The sequence below is a fragment of the Pseudomonas sp. 18058 genome, assembly GCF_902706155.1.
In the GTDB taxonomy this organism is placed as follows: domain Bacteria; phylum Pseudomonadota; class Gammaproteobacteria; order Pseudomonadales; family Pseudomonadaceae; genus Aquipseudomonas; species Aquipseudomonas rustica.
Genome location: NZ_CACSJY010000008.1, coordinates 1 through 13,138, shown reverse-complemented (window position 1 = coordinate 13,138; position 13,138 = coordinate 1). Strand labels below are relative to the sequence as shown.

Annotated in this window: 10 protein-coding genes and 1 pseudogene; 2 read left to right on the top strand and 9 right to left on the bottom strand. The window is 58.4% G+C overall.

Annotated elements, in window-relative coordinates:
- Nucleotides 1-170 precede the first annotated feature (170 nt).
- From garD to kdgD, 4 genes and pseudogenes are all read right to left on the bottom strand, one after another.
- Nucleotides 171-1,724 (bottom strand): galactarate dehydratase, encoded by a 1,554-nt coding sequence (gene garD, locus GVL50_RS06200; RefSeq protein ID WP_053117079.1) that lies wholly within the window; start codon nucleotides 1,722-1,724, stop codon nucleotides 171-173.
- Nucleotides 1,725-1,735: 11 nt separating this feature from the next.
- A pseudogene (locus GVL50_RS06195) lies at nucleotides 1,736-3,127 on the bottom strand (MFS transporter); the annotation flags it as partial.
- 157 nt (nucleotides 3,128-3,284) lie between these two features.
- Nucleotides 3,285-4,730: an aldehyde dehydrogenase family protein gene (locus GVL50_RS06190; RefSeq protein WP_159812144.1), complete on the bottom strand. Its 1,446-nt coding sequence runs from the start codon at nucleotides 4,728-4,730 to the stop codon at nucleotides 3,285-3,287.
- A gap of 62 nt (nucleotides 4,731-4,792) precedes the next feature.
- Nucleotides 4,793-5,704, bottom strand: coding sequence for a 5-dehydro-4-deoxyglucarate dehydratase (gene kdgD / locus GVL50_RS06185; RefSeq protein WP_093435890.1), 912 nt, complete (start codon nucleotides 5,702-5,704; stop codon nucleotides 4,793-4,795).
- A gap of 359 nt (nucleotides 5,705-6,063) precedes the next feature.
- On the opposite strand from kdgD, the gene GVL50_RS06180 reads away from it, so the two are divergent.
- Nucleotides 6,064-6,366, top strand: a complete 303-nt coding sequence (locus GVL50_RS06180) for a hypothetical protein (protein WP_159812143.1) — start codon at nucleotides 6,064-6,066, stop codon at nucleotides 6,364-6,366.
- Nucleotides 6,367-6,375: 9 nt separating this feature from the next.
- On the opposite strand, the gene GVL50_RS06175 is transcribed toward GVL50_RS06180, so the two are convergent.
- The 4 genes from GVL50_RS06175 to GVL50_RS06160 all read right to left on the bottom strand — a co-directional run bounded on the left by GVL50_RS06175 (nucleotide 6,376) and on the right by GVL50_RS06160 (nucleotide 10,940).
- On the bottom strand, nucleotides 6,376-7,125 hold the full coding sequence (locus GVL50_RS06175; RefSeq protein WP_178124161.1) for a FadR/GntR family transcriptional regulator: 750 nt from the start codon (nucleotides 7,123-7,125) through the stop codon (nucleotides 6,376-6,378).
- 175 nt (nucleotides 7,126-7,300) lie between these two features.
- Nucleotides 7,301-9,028, bottom strand: coding sequence for an ABC transporter ATP-binding protein/permease (locus GVL50_RS06170; RefSeq protein ID WP_053117074.1), 1,728 nt, complete (start codon nucleotides 9,026-9,028; stop codon nucleotides 7,301-7,303).
- 96 nt (nucleotides 9,029-9,124) lie between these two features.
- A complete protein-coding gene (locus tag GVL50_RS06165; RefSeq protein WP_003221630.1) occupies nucleotides 9,125-9,685 on the bottom strand; it encodes a response regulator transcription factor in 561 nt (186 codons plus the stop codon).
- Nucleotides 9,678-10,940, bottom strand: coding sequence for an ATP-binding protein (locus GVL50_RS06160; RefSeq protein WP_053117073.1), 1,263 nt, complete (start codon nucleotides 10,938-10,940; stop codon nucleotides 9,678-9,680). The genes GVL50_RS06165 and GVL50_RS06160 overlap by 8 nt, the downstream gene beginning before the upstream one ends.
- 237 nt (nucleotides 10,941-11,177) lie before the next feature.
- Between GVL50_RS06160 and GVL50_RS06155 the strand changes: the two genes are divergently transcribed.
- On the top strand, nucleotides 11,178-11,894 hold the full coding sequence (locus GVL50_RS06155; RefSeq protein ID WP_053117072.1) for an SIMPL domain-containing protein: 717 nt from the start codon (nucleotides 11,178-11,180) through the stop codon (nucleotides 11,892-11,894).
- A gap of 402 nt (nucleotides 11,895-12,296) precedes the next feature.
- On the opposite strand, the gene GVL50_RS06150 is transcribed toward GVL50_RS06155, so the two are convergent.
- Nucleotides 12,297-12,500, bottom strand: a complete 204-nt coding sequence (locus GVL50_RS06150) for a hypothetical protein (protein ID WP_159812141.1) — start codon at nucleotides 12,498-12,500, stop codon at nucleotides 12,297-12,299.
- Between the last annotated feature and the right edge of the window lie 638 nt (nucleotides 12,501-13,138).

Here is a 13,138-nt window from a genome sequence, read left to right as displayed (position 1 = left end):
GAGGGAGAGGGGACTGACCGACGTGTCTTGCGTAAGACATCGACCTGCAAGACCGATTCGATTATGGATTCGGCAAAGCACTTTCAGGTCGATGTACTTCTCAAATATCCCCGGATCGGCCCCCTCTCCCTCTGGGAGAGGGCTGGGGTGAGGGGCAAGCCGATCACACATCAGGTAATCGGCGCCGGGTTAAACAACGTAATGTCGTTATGCAGCTTGTGCTTCTCCGCCCACGTCTGCTGCTTGCCGCTCGCCACATCCAGATAGTAGTGAAACAACTCCCAACCCAATTCCTCAATCGTCGCGCGCCCGGTGGCAATCCGCCCGGCGTCGATATCAATCAGATCCGGCCAACGCTGCGCCAACTCCGTGCGCGTCGACACCTTCACCACAGGCGCCATCGCCAAACCGTACGGCGTACCCCGCCCAGTAGTGAACACATGCAAATTCATCCCGGCCGCCAGCTGCAACGTCCCGCAGACAAAATCACTCGCCGGCGTCGCACAGAAAATCAGCCCCTTCTGCTTGAAACGTTCACCCGGGCCGAGCACGCCATTGATCGCGCTGCTGCCGGATTTGACGATCGACCCCAGTGACTTCTCGACGATGTTCGACAACCCGCCCTTCTTGTTGCCCGGCGTGGTGTTGGCGCTGCGATCCGCCTCGCCCTTGGCCAGGTAACGGTCGTACCAGTCCATCTCGCGCACCAGTTCTTCGGCGACGGTCTTGGTCTCGGCGCGAGAGGTCAGCAGGTAAATCGCATCACGCACTTCGGTGACTTCGGAAAACATCACCGTAGCCCCCGCGCGCAACAACAAGTCGGAGGCATAGCCCAGCGCCGGGTTGGCGGTGATCCCGGAAAACGCATCGCTGCCGCCGCATTGCATGCCAAGAATCAGCTCGGACGCCGGCACGGTTTCGCGGCGGCGCTGGTCGAGTTTCTTCAAACGGACTTCGGCCAGTTGCATGATCTGCTCGATCATCTCGGTGAAACCGTGACTGGAATCCTGCAAGCGATACAGCCACGGATCACTGAGATCGACCGACGCATCGTCCTCGTGCATCACCTGCCCGGCCTGCAATTTCTCGCAGCCCAGACTGATCACCAACGCCTCGCCACCGAGGTTCGGGTTGCGCGCCAGATTGCGCACGGTGCGAATCGGGATGTAGGCGTCGGTGGCGGTGATCGCCACGCCGCAGCCGTAACTGTGCGTCAGCGCCACCACGTCATCGACGTGCGGGTACTTCGGCAGCAGCTCATCCTTGATGCGTTTCACCGCGTGATCGAGCACGCCGGTGACGCACTGCACGGTCGTAGTAATGCCGAGAATATTGCGCGTGCCGACGGTGCCGTCAGCGTTGCGATAGCCTTCGAAGGTGAAGCCTTCCAGCGGTGCCTGCGCGTCCGGCACGTCGGTGGACAGCGGCAAGCTGTCCAGTGGCGGCGCGGTCGGCATGCGCAGTTGATCTTCCTTGACCCAACTGCCCCGGCGGATCGGCTGCAACGCGTAGCCAATGACCTGACCGTAGCGAATCACCTGACCGCCCTCGGCAATGTCTTCGAGGGTGATCTTGTGGCTCTGCGGCACGAATTCCACGGTCACCAGACCATCGGCAAATTCAGTGCCGGCCGGTGCGCCCTGGTCATTGACCACGACCACCACATTGTCCCGCTCGTGCAGGCGGATGTGGCGCGGCGAGTCGGAATGTTCAATCAACTGCATGACGCCGCTCCTCAGGAATGCGCTTGAGACAATTTACCGCTGGCTTCAACACCGCCGTTGGTTGGCGGCTCTTTGAGTACCACACGTTTGATCGGGCCAACGATGACCAGATAGCTGAACACCGCCACCAGTGCGTTGGCACCGACGAACACCAGCGCCCATTTGAACGAACCGGTGGAGCTGATGATGTAGCCAATCACGATCGGTGTGGTAATCGAAGCAATGTTGCCGAAGGTGTTGAACAGGCCGCCGCTCAGACCGGCGATCTGTTTTGGTGAGGTGTCGGAGACCACCGCCCAGCCCAGTGCGCCAACGCCTTTGCCGAAGAAGGCCAGGGCCATGAAGCCAACGACCATCCATTCCACATCAACATAATTGCAGGCAACGATGCTGCTGGACACCAGCAGACCAGCGATGATCGGTGCTTTACGGGCGAAGGTCAGCGAGTGGCCCTTGCGCAGCAGGTAATCAGAAATCACCCCGCCAAGCACGCCGCCAATGAAGCCGCAGATCGCCGGCAACGAAGCGATGAAACCGGCCTTGAGAATGGTCATGCCACGCTCTTGCACCAGGTACACCGGGAACCAGGTCAGGAAGAAATAGGTGATGCCGTTGATGCAGTATTGACCCAGATACACGCCGAGCATCATGCGATTGGTCAGCAACTGACGGATGTAATCCCATTTCGGGCCGTCGGACTTTTTGCCCGTCTGATCCATGTCGACCATGCCGCCGTTTTCAGCGATGTGCTTGAACTCGGCTTCGTTGATGCGTGGGTGCTCACGCGGGCTGTAGATCACTTTCAGCCAGACCAGCGAAAACACAATCCCGAGAATACCCATGACGATAAACACGTGCTCCCAACCGAAGGAGTACACGATCCAGCCCATCAGCGGCGCGAACAACACGGTGGCAAAATATTGTGCCGAGTTGAAGATCGCCGACGCGGTGCCGCGTTCAGCGGTCGGGAACCACGCAGCAACAATACGTGCGTTGCCCGGGAACGATGGCGCCTCAGCCAGACCAACGAGGAAGCGCAGCATAAACAGCGCAACGATCGCCGTGGACATGCCGAATTCACCGACAAAGCCTTGCAGCACGGTGAACAGCGACCAGGTGAAAATGCTCAGGGCGTAAACTTTTTTCGAGCCGAAACGATCGAGCAGCCAGCCACCGGGAATTTGCCCGGCCACGTAGGCCCAACCGAATGCAGAGAAGATGTAGCCGAGGGTGACCGCGTCGATGCCCAGATCTTTTTGCAGGCTGGAGCCGGCAATGGCGATCGTGGCACGGTCGGCGTAGTTGATCGTGGTCACCAGAAACAGCATGAGCAAGATCAAATAGCGGACGTGAGTCGGCTTGGACGATTGCATGTAGATGTACTCCCACTGATTATTTTTATGCGCGGGTGAATCTTCTTTGGCGTTGCTTTTATTCCCTGTAGGAGCTGCCGAAGGCTGCGATCTTTTGATCTTGTTTTTAAGATCAGGATCAAAAGATCGCAGCCTGCGGCAGCTCCTACAGGGATTGCGGTGTCAGGGTCGACACCGCGTGCTGCATTCAGGAGCCGATGTAGCTGGTTTTCACCACGGTGTAGAACTCCTGGGCATAGCGGCCTTGCTCACGTGAGCCATAGGATGAACCTTTACGGCCACCGAACGGAACGTGGTAATCGACGCCGGCGGTCGGCAAGTTGACCATCACCATCCCGGCCTGCGAGTGGCGTTTGAAGTGGTTGGCGTACTTCAGCGAGGTCGTCGCGATACCCGCCGACAAACCGAACTCGGTGTCGTTGGCCATCGCCAGCGCCGCGTCGTAATCGGCCACGCGAACGATGTTGGCCACCGGGCCGAAGATCTCTTCGCGGCTGATGCGCATCGACGCTTCGCTGTCGGCAAACAGCGTTGGCGCGAGGAAGTAACCTTCGGTGTCGCAGGTCACCAGACCACCGCCGCTGACCAGACGCGCACCTTCGGACTGACCGATGTCGATGTACTTCATGTCCTGTTCAAGCTGTGCTTGCGAAACCACTGGGCCGATGTCGGTGCCGGATTTCAGCGCGTGGCCGACCTTGATCGACTTCATGCGCTCGGCCATCGCTTCGACAAATTTGTCGTGAATCCCGGCGGTGACGATCAAGCGGCTCGACGCGGTGCAACGCTGACCGGTGGAGTAAAACGCGCTCTGTACCGACAGCTCGACCGCTTGTTTGAGGTCAGCGTCGTCGAGAATGATCTGCGGGTTTTTGCCGCCCATTTCCAGCTGCACTTTCGCCTGACGCGACACGCAGTTAACGGCGATCTGACGACCCACGCCCACCGAACCGGTGAAGCTGATGCCGTCGACTTTCGGGCTCTGCACCAGCGCGTCGCCAACCACTCGACCGCTGCCCATCACCAGGTTGAACACGCCGGCCGGGAAGCCCGCGCGGGAGATGATTTCGGCCAGTGCCCAAGCGCAACCCGGCACCAGATCGGCCGGTTTCAGCACCACGCAGTTGCCGTAGGCCAGCGCCGGAGCAATCTTCCATGCCGGAATCGCGATCGGGAAGTTCCACGGGGTGATCAGACCGACCACGCCCAGCGCTTCGCGGGTGACTTCGACGTTGACGCCCGGGCGCACCGACGGCACGTAGTCGCCAGAAAGACGCAGGCATTCACCGGCGAAAAATTTGAAAATGTTGCCGGCGCGCGTTACTTCGCCGATGGCTTCGGGCAGGGTCTTGCCCTCTTCCCGCGCCAGCAAGGTGCCGAGTTCTTCGCGACGAGCGAGGATTTCCGTGCCGACTTTATCCAGCGAATCGTGACGGGCCTGAATGCCCGATGTCGACCAGTTCGGGAACGCAGCGCGCGCCGCGTCGATGGCCGCGTGAACCTGAGTCAGATCAGCCTTGGCGTAGTCGCCGATGGTGTCGCTCAATTCGGACGGGTTGATGTTAGCCGAGTAATCGGCACCGGCAACCCATTCACCGTTGATGTAATTGTCGTAACGCTTGGAATCAGTCACAGCCTTTTCTCCTCTCGACGCAAAAGCCGCTGATTGCTCAGCGGCCTCGGTTTGTTCGGGGGTTATTGCGCACCTTGCTTGTCGATCAGCGCGGCGAGCATTTCGTACTCTTCGCCGGTCAGGTCGGTCAGCGGTGCGCGCACCGGGCCGGCGTCATAGCCAGCGATTTTGGCGCCGGCCTTGACGATGCTCACGGCGTAACCGGCCTTGCGGTTGCGGATGTCGAGGTACGGCAGGAAGAAGTCGTCGATGATCTTGCCGACGGTGGCGTGATCTTCGCGAGCGATCGCGTGGTAGAAATCCATCGCGGTTTTCGGAATGAAGTTGAACACCGCCGAGGAGTAAACCGGCACGCCCAGCGCCTTGTAGGCAGCGGCGTAGACTTCGGCGGTCGGCAAGCCACCGAGGTAGCTGAAGCGATCACCGAGGCGGCGTCGGATCGACACCATCAACTCGATATCGCCCAGACCGTCCTTGTAACCGATCAGGTTCGGGCAGCGCTCGGCCAGACGTTCCAGCAGCGGCGCGTTGAGGCGGCAAACGTTGCGGTTGTAGACGACCACACCGATGTTGACCGATTTGCACACCGCTTCAACGTGTGCGGCAACGCCGTCCTGACTGGCTTCGGTCAGGTAGTGCGGCAGCAACAGCAAGCCTTTGGCGCCCAGACGCTCGGCTTCCTGTGCGTATTCGATGGCCTGACGGGTCGAACCGCCGACACCGGCGAGAATCGGCACGCTGGTTTCGCAAGTGTCGACGGCAGTCTTGATGATTTCCGAATATTCGCTGGCGGCCAGGGAGAAGAACTCACCGGTGCCGCCCGCTGCGAACAGAGCCGAAGCGCCGTACGGGGCCAGCCATTCTAGACGCTTGATGTAGCCCGCACGGTTGAAATCACCCTGCGCATTGAAATCGGTAACCGGGAAGGACAGCAGGCCGGCAGAGAGGATGGACTTCAGTTCTTGTGGATTCATTATTCGAACACCCTGGGTAGCAATATTGTTGTGATTGTCACGTTCAGCCTTCGCTGAAGTTGTAGGTCATCGTACAACTTAAAAGATAACCGTCAACTGCATTTCATCGTTGTGGGTGGTTTTTTGTCGGACAGGATTGCTTTTATCGTTATTGAAGGCCGTGGCAGAGCCCTCGAGCAACCATGGAGAAAAGTTAATAGAGCGGAGGTAAGGAGAGATGTTGTCCTAAGACTGAAAAATCTATGACGGCGGCTGGCCCCATCGCGAGCAGGCTCACTCCCACATTGGAACGCATTTCAAGGTAGGAGTGAGCCTGCTCGCGATGGCGATTTCAGGACGATACAAAGGCGTCAGAAAGCATGACCATTCGTCGAAACTGGTTTTCTTACAGGTGCCGGCTTCTGAAAAAGCAGGCCGAATCGGAGAAATTTCCAGCCCAGAAATCCCCCGACATGAAGGCCATGCATCGCTTCAACTTCTCTCCCGATTCACGAGTTGCTCCGCTGGAGATCCCCCGAGAATTCGACCTGCACGTTCAGATCAACGACTTTGTCGAATTCGAAGCTCTGCCCGATCAACGCTTTGTCATTGTCGAAAAAACCTTCAAATTACTGTTCGACGGACAAATCGATTACATCGACTATGAAGTCGATGAGCTTTGATCTTTCCCTTTATCCCCGCTGCGCCTGCGCCTCTTCATGAGCCTGGCGCAGCCTTTCGCGGCTATTCGTCAAATGCAGCCGCATCGCCGCTCTTGCCGCATCGGAATCCTGCCGGGCAATCGCCTGATAAATCTCTTCATGCTCGCGGCTGACGCGATTCATGTAGTGCTGCTGATCGTCATGGGCCAGACGTGCTGAGTTCAGCCGCGTGCGCGGAATGATGCTGGTGCCGAGGTGGGTCATGATGTCGGTAAAGTAGCGGTTGCCGGTCGACAGCGCGATTTCCAAGTGGAAGGCGAAGTCAGACGCGACGGCATCGCTGGCGTGGGCGACGCTGTCGTTTAGCGCATCGAGGGCGGCGCGCATGGTTGCCAGTTGCTCGGGGCTGCGGCGTTGCGCGGCGAGGCCGGCGGACTCGACTTCGAGGCTGATGCGCAATTCGAGAATGGCCAAAACATCACGCAAGGTGACGACGGTGGCCGGATCGATGCGAAAGCCGCTCGGGCTCGGTGTGTCGAGCACAAACGTGCCGATGCCGTGGCGGGTTTCCACTTGCCCGGCGGCTTGCAGACGGGAGATCGCCTCGCGCACCACGGTGCGACTGACGCCGTGCTCCTGCATGATCGCCGACTCGGTGGGCAGCTTATCGCCCCGTTTGAGCAGGCCGTCACGGATCTGCTCGGTCAGCACCGTCACCAGTTCCTGTGCCAGGCTGCGGCGCTTGCGCGGGAGGCGTGGGGTGTCGATCAGGTTTTCCATGGTCTGCATTTTGTCTCGAAAATTCGGCTTGAGGCCATCATAGCTCAAGCGGGTTGTACGATCACTGTCAACGCGACCTCCTTGTAGGAGCTGCCGAAGGCTGCGATCTTTTGATTTTATGGATCAAGATCAAAAGATCGCAGCCTCCGGCAGCTCCTACAAGGGCTCCGGGGGGTCAGGCGGTGACGGGTTGCTCGACGAGATGGCCGCTGTCGATGCGTACATGTCTAGGGTGGAAGCGTTTCAAACTGCTGCGGTGTCCGACGCTGACGATGCTCAACCCCGGCAATTGATCGATCAACGCCTGATACAACGTCGCCTCATCCTCTTCATCCATCGCCGATGTGGCTTCGTCCATGTACAGCCAATGCGGTGCGTAAAGCAGCGCGCGGGCGAAGGCCAGTCGTTGCTGCTCACCCGGCGACAGCATGCGCTGCCAGTGATTGGCTTCATCCAGTCGCGCCACCAGATGTGGCAAGCGGCAGGTTTCCAGCACCTCGGCATAACGTTCAGGCGCGTAGGTCTCGCTCGGTTGTGGATAACTCAATGCTTCGCGCAACGTGCCGATTGGCAGATAGGGTTTTTGCGGCAGGAACAGATAACGCGCCGCCGGCAGACGAATGTTGCCGTGCCCCGCTGGCCACAAATGCCCCATCGCCCGCAGCAGTGTCGATTTACCACTGCCGGAACGCCCGCTGAGCATCACTCGATCACCCGGTTCAACGGTCATGTCGGCGCTGGTCAGCAGATGACGACCGTCGGCCAGATCCAGACCGAGGTTGTGCACCTTCAATTCGCTGCCCTGATTCTGCACATCGATCGCAGGCTTGCGCTCTTCGTTATCGGTCATCGCCTGACGGAAACTCAGCAGACGATCACACGTGGCGCGCCACGACGCGAGGCTCTGATAGGCACTGATGAACCAGCTGAAACTCTCTTGAACGTTGCCGAACGCCGAGCTGATCTGCATCAGCTCACCGAGCTCGATCTTGCCGGCAAGGTAACGCGGCGAAGCGACAATAAACGGGAAAATAATCGCCGCCTGGCTGTAACCGGCGGTGAAAAAGGTCAGGCGCTTGGACACTTTCATGATGTCCCAGAAGTTATGCCAGACATTGCCGAAGCGCCCGCTCAAGCGACGATTTTCATTCGGTTCGCCGTTGTACAACGCGATGCTTTCAGCATTCTCACGAATCCGCACCATGGAAAAACGCAGGTCGGCTTCGAAGCGTTGTTGTTGGTTGTTCAGGCCGATCAAGCGACGCCCGATCAAATGCGTCAGCCAACTGCCGACGATCGCGTAAACCAGCACGCACCAGAACATGTAGCCGGGAATGGTCACGCCATAGACTTCGATACTGCCCGACACGCCCCACAAAATGATCGAGAACGACACCAGACTGACAATATTGCGCAGCAGGCCGATGCCCAGCTCGAGGGTGTTGGAAGTGAAGTTATTGAGGTCTTCGGAAATCCGCTGATCCGGGTTATCGGTATAACCGCCCTGCTCCAGCTGGTAGTAATTCTTGTCGGAAAGCCAACGGGAGAAATGCTTTTCGGTGAGCCAGGCCCGCCAGCGAATCGTCAGCATCTGCGTCAGATACAGCCGATACACCGCGCCGATAATCGCCACGGCGGCAATCCCGCAGAAATACAGAATCAACTGCCAAAACGCTGCCTCGTCTTTCTTTTGCAGCGCGTTGTAAAAGTCTTTGTACCAAGTGTTGAACCACACCGAAATGCCCACGCTGAGCAGCGAGAGCGCGATCACGGCAATCAACAGCGTCCAGGCCTTGCCCTTCTCTTCACTGCGCCAATACGGCGTGATGATCGCCCACACCTTGCGAAAAAACTGCCCGCGCACAGCATCGTTGACCGCGGAATATTCAGCGTTCTGATTCATGGAAAAGGCTCGATATAGAAAAGAACAGACACGCACCGATCATAGTTGATCGGTGCGTTTTATCGCGAGGGCTGGCGATAGTCGTTCAGCGCAGGTTCAGCGACGAACCGGACGCTTCTGCAGTTTGCGCTGCAGGGTGCGGCGGTGCATGCCCAGGGCGCGGGCAGTGGCGGAGATGTTGCCTTCGTGTTCGGTGAGCACGCGCTGGATGTGTTCCCACTGCAGGCGGTCAACCGACATCGGGTTTTCCGGCACCAGACTGTCGAGGTCGGCGTGCTCGGAGAGCAGCGCGGCCAATACGTCGTCGGCGTCGGCCGGTTTGCACAGGTAGTTGCAGGCGCCGCGCTTGATCGCTTCGACCGCGGTGGCAATGCTCGAATAACCGGTGAGGATCACCACGCGCATTTCCGGATCCAGCTCCAGCAGCTTGGGCAGCAGCACCAGACCGGAATCGCCGTCCATTTTCAGGTCGAGCGCGGCGTAGTCCGGCAGATCGGCCTGGGCGATGGTCAGGCCTTCTTCGGCGGAACCGGCGGTGCTGACGCGAAAGCCACGGCGAGCCATGGCGCGGGCCATGACGCGGGTGAATGTTGCGTCGTCATCGACCAGCAGCAAATGCGGCAGTTCTTCGCCTTCGACTTGGATTTCGTCACTCATGTTGGTCTCCTCGGGCGCCGTGGGGCAGGCGCAGCTCGGTGAGCGTGCCGCCTTCCTCATGACTATAGAGTTTCACTGAGCCGCCGGCGCGTGTCACGCTGGCCTTGCTCAAAAACAGGCCCAGGCCGAAACCTTTGCCCTTGGTGGTAAAAAACGGTTTGCCGATCTGCTCGGCGATGGCCAGCGGCACACCGGCGCCGTGATCACGAATGCTGATGGTGACGTCTTCGGCATCCCAATCCAGGGTTACCTGAAGGTTTTCCGGGCAGGCGTCGGCGGCGTTGTTCAGCAGATTGAGCAGCGCCTGGGTCAGATCCGGCGGCGGCGCCATGCGCGGCACCGTGCCTTGGCCGAGACGATGGAAACGGTAACTTGCCTCGGGACGCATCAGGTGCCAGCGATTGAGTGCCTCATCGAGCCAGTCGGTGACGTCCTGCATATCGATCGCCAGACGACGATTGGCTTCGGCGGCGCGCACCAGTTGCTGCAGGGTTTCCTTGCAGAGTTTGACCTGATCCTGCAGCACTTTCAGATCGTCCTGCAGCAGCGGATCGGGGTGATCCTGCTGCATCTCTTTGAGCAGCACGCTCATGGTCGCCAGCGGCGTGCCGAGTTCATGGGCAGCGCCGGCGGCTTGCGTCGCAACAGCGAGCAGCTGTTGATCGCGCAGACCTTCTTCACGGCGAATCGCCCGCAACTCTTCCTGACGACGCAGCTCTTCGGCCATGCGCGCAGCGAAGAAGGTGATGACGGCGGCAGCAAGCGCGAAGCTCAGCCACATGCCGTAGACCTGCAGGTTTTCACGGGCGATCGGCAAGGTTTCCAGCGGATAGAACCGCGTCAGCATCACCGTGTACAAGGCCAGCGCGATACCCGACAGCACCACCGAATAACGCCATGGCAGCGTCACCGCAGCGATGGTCAGCGGCACCAGATAATAGGAAACGAACGGGTTGGTCGAACCGCCGGAGAAATACAGCAAGGCACTGTGGATAACCAGATCACAGGCCAGTTGCAGCGCGTATTCGAGCTCGGTCACCGGCCACGAGGTGCGCAGGCGCACGGCGGTGAACACGCAAAGTAGCGTCGAGCAGCCGAGGGTCATCGCCAGTTGCACCCACGGCAACGGCAACAGCTGCAGCCAGTAGGCCAAGCCTACGGAGCCAGCCTGCGCGGCGAGCACCAAGGTGCGGATGAACGTCAACCGCCAGAGGTTCTGGCGAGTGGCGGAAGTCAGTTGTACGGGGGCGAGCATGAGCTCTCCTGATGAGCGCTCCAGGCGGATCGCACGGAGTATAACCAAGCCACGGGCTTGAGAGGCGAAAGTGCGGCAAACGACCACACCGCAAAAGCTGCAAGTTTCGAGCTGCAAGCGGCAAGTAAAAGCTTTTGGCTTGCAGCTTGAGGCTTGCAACTTGAAGCTGCTTTCTGGAGTCTGATGGTTTCACGCAGGCCCCCGAACCATCACCTGCGCCCTCATCAAGGAGCTTTCATGCACACATTTCGCCGCAGCGCCGCCCTTCTCGCCCTGACCGTCGGCAGCGTCGCCAGCCTCCCGGCCCTGGCCGCCGATGAGCTGCACTACAACCAGATTTCCCTGCGCGCCGAAGTCAGCACGGAAGTCGCCCGCGACCTGATGATCGTCACCCTCTACACCGAAGAACAAAACACCGACCCGGCCAAACTCGCCGCCGACATCAGCACCGCCATGAACAAGGCCCTCGGCCAGGCCAAACAAGTCAAAGACATCACCCTGCGCCAAGGCAGCCGCAACAGCTACCCGATCTACGACACCAAAGGCCAAAAGATCACCGGCTGGCGTGAACGCGCCGAACTGCGCCTGGAAAGCTCCGACTTCGCCGCCCTCTCCAAACTCACCGGCGAACTGCTCGGCGACCTGAAAATGGGCGGCATGGACTTCGCCATCGCCGACCCGACCCGCAAGGCCAGCGAAGACAAACTCCTCAAAGAAGCCGTCACCGCGTTCAAAAACCGCGCCCAACTGGCCACCGACGCACTCGGCGGCAAGGGCTACAAAATCGTCAACCTGAACCTCAACAGCAACGGTTATCCACAACCATACCTGCGCGCACCGATGATGATGAAAGCGGCGGCAATGGATGCAGCGCCGGTGACGCCTGAAGTTGAAGCGGGTACAAGCCAGGTCAGCATGACGGCGGATGGCTCGATTGAAGTATTGATGCAGTGATTTGATTTTGGCTGAATGAAAAACCGGCGATCAGCAGTGATTGCCGGTTTTTTATCGTTGAGACATTGAGCAACCCGTCGCGATTGAAAGGACACTCAGTTAGTGGCTTAAACCAACAAAGAGATAAACTCTGTCTGCGCAAGCTACCTTTTACCAAGCGACGATCGACGATCGATTTGCGCTTTCGCGTCACGTAATGTCTTATCCAACCCTCCTAAGGGTTCCCCGTTCGGGTGGCACGCTTGAAAAGAGTTCGCTTGGTATTGCGGGTCATACTCTCTAATCAAGTAACCCTTGTATTCGATATCTTTCGGATAAGCCATCACCATTCCTCTCTCTATTAATAAAATTCCAATACAAAACCTCATATCCAATCTTAATCACCCTGCATTAACTGCTGGGCTACCTGACAACAAAGTCGCCATCCGGACGACCGCTGTACGCGCGGCTAGCATCAATCAGGTGCTCGACCTCGACTTTAGATTTGCAAAGACCTGTAAATGGCCGGCCGTCCGAATAAAACCCTTGAAAATGATCACCGGCATCGCTTGGATTATTTTCATGAATGTTAAAGCCTTTGTATTCAGTAATAATTGGGTAAGTCATATCATCTCTTCCTGTAGATGCTCTGCAATCGCAATGGCATTCAACCCAACATCAGGAAATCCGTCTACTGTCAGAAGTAACAGGTAGCCGTCGAAATACGTAAAGTTCGGAGAACCATTCGAAATAAATATCTTCCGTTTTATATTTAAAAACAGTGAGCGAAAGTTAGTCCTGCCAGTGCAATAGAGTCTGAAGTCCCCCGGAAGCGCGGATACAAATTTAAAAGAGCCAAAAGCAAACCCTCACCCTAGCCCTCTCCCAGAGGGAGAGGGGACTGATCGGGGTGTTTGGGTGAGATACGCCGACGTGAGATATCGAGCCGAACACAGATTTTGAGAAGCCCACCATCGGCCCCCTCTCCCTCGGGAGAGGGCTGGGGTGAGGGGCGAAATCAACGAAGATCAAAAGATCGCAGCCTTCGGCAGCTCCTACACAGGATGAGCGCAAGCTCGACAAGCTTTTGATCTTGATCTCAAGGCCCGTCGGGAGGCTGAGCGGAGGGATTCATACGGGGAAAGCATCGAGAGGAGGTGCAGCGAAGCAAACCGTAGGCGATGCCCCCGGATGAACCCGGAGCGAAGGAACCCGAGCCTTAGCGAGGGCCGGACGTCAGGGCACAGACCTTTGGTTCCTTTGGG